Annotated in this window: 2 protein-coding genes; both read right to left on the bottom strand. The window is 76.7% G+C overall.

The genetic code is table 11. From position 1 onward, the window contains the following. Positions 1-659 (bottom strand): PHP domain-containing protein (locus G3I42_RS26195; protein ID WP_164289918.1); only part of this gene is annotated, 659 nt, incomplete at its 3' end. Positions 660-832: 173 nt separating this feature from the next. Continuing rightward, a partial coding sequence (locus tag G3I42_RS26190) for a DUF6758 family protein (protein ID WP_343244671.1) occupies positions 833-1,186 on the bottom strand: 354 nt, incomplete at its 5' end.

Raw genomic sequence — 1,186 nt, 5'->3', positions numbered from 1 at the left:
GCCTCGATGCCGTCGAGCCCGGCCGCGGCGAGCGCGGCGATGGCCTCCTCGCTCAGCGTGCGCCCGCGCGAGGCGGCGAGCGGGTGGGCGAGGACGCTGACGCCGCCCGCGGCCTTGACGAGGCGGATCGCCTCGGCGGGGTCGAGTTCGGCCTTGGGCGCGTAGGCGCGCCCGCCGTCGCCGAGCCACTCGGGCGTGAAGGCGTCCGAGACGGTGTCCACGACGCCGAGTTCGACGAGCGCGGAGGCGAGGTGCGGGCGGCCGACGGAGCCGCCGGCGGCGATGCGGTCGACCTGCTCCCACGTGATCGGCACGCCGAGTGCGCGCAGGCTCTCGACCATGGCCTTGGCGCGCGGTACGCGGTCGTCGCGGATCAGCTCGCGGGCCTGGAGCAGCGCGGGTTCCTCGGGGTCGAAGAGGTACGCGAGGAGGTGCACGCCGATGCCGCCGAGGCGGCAGGAGAGTTCGGCGCCGGGCACGAGGGTGAGGGGCCGGTCGAGGGTCGCGAGCGCGGCGGCGGCCTCGGCGTGGCCGCGGGTCGTGTCGTGGTCGGTGAGCGCGAGGACGTCGAGACCGGCCGCCGCGGCGGCGGCGACGAGCCCGGCGGGGGTGTCCGTGCCGTCGGAGGCGGTGGAGTGGGTGTGCAGGTCGACACGCACGGCACGGGCTCCTTCGGGGCGGTGTCCGGTACGGGGCGGAGGGGCCTGGGGTACCGGGAGACGGGTGGGGGCCCGGGATCGCCGGGCGGCTTCCAGGATAAAGCCCACGTGAGCGTACGAATTCCGGGGCGAGGCTCCCGCTCAGGGACGCGGCCCCCTCAGGAGAGTCCCGCTCAGGGACGCGGCCCCTCCAGGAGGGTCCCGGTCAGCGCCCCGAACGGCAGGAACTCCAGTTCGGACGCGGCTTCGCGGAGGTCGGCGAGGACGAGTTCCTCCGGGTCGATCGCCGCGGTGCCCTCGGGGCGGGTGATGAGCCACAGGCGGACGCCGCCGGTGTCGCCGAGGAGGACGGTGCGGTCGGGCGGGGCCTCGGCGAGGCGCCACAGCGTGACCGGGAGCCCGGCGGCGAGGGCGGTGCCCGCCGCCGGTTTGCCCTCGTCGGCCTGCGTGCCCGTCACGCCCGCGAGGTGCGCGCCGAGGCCGAGGCCGGGGTGCTCGGCGACGAGGAGGAGTTCGCTCGTGCCCTG

The organism is Streptomyces sp. SID11385, from assembly GCF_010548245.1.
Taxonomy (GTDB): domain Bacteria; phylum Actinomycetota; class Actinomycetes; order Streptomycetales; family Streptomycetaceae; genus Streptomyces.
Note: the sequence above shows the minus strand (reverse complement) of the source record. Positions and strands in the feature narration are given on the sequence as shown.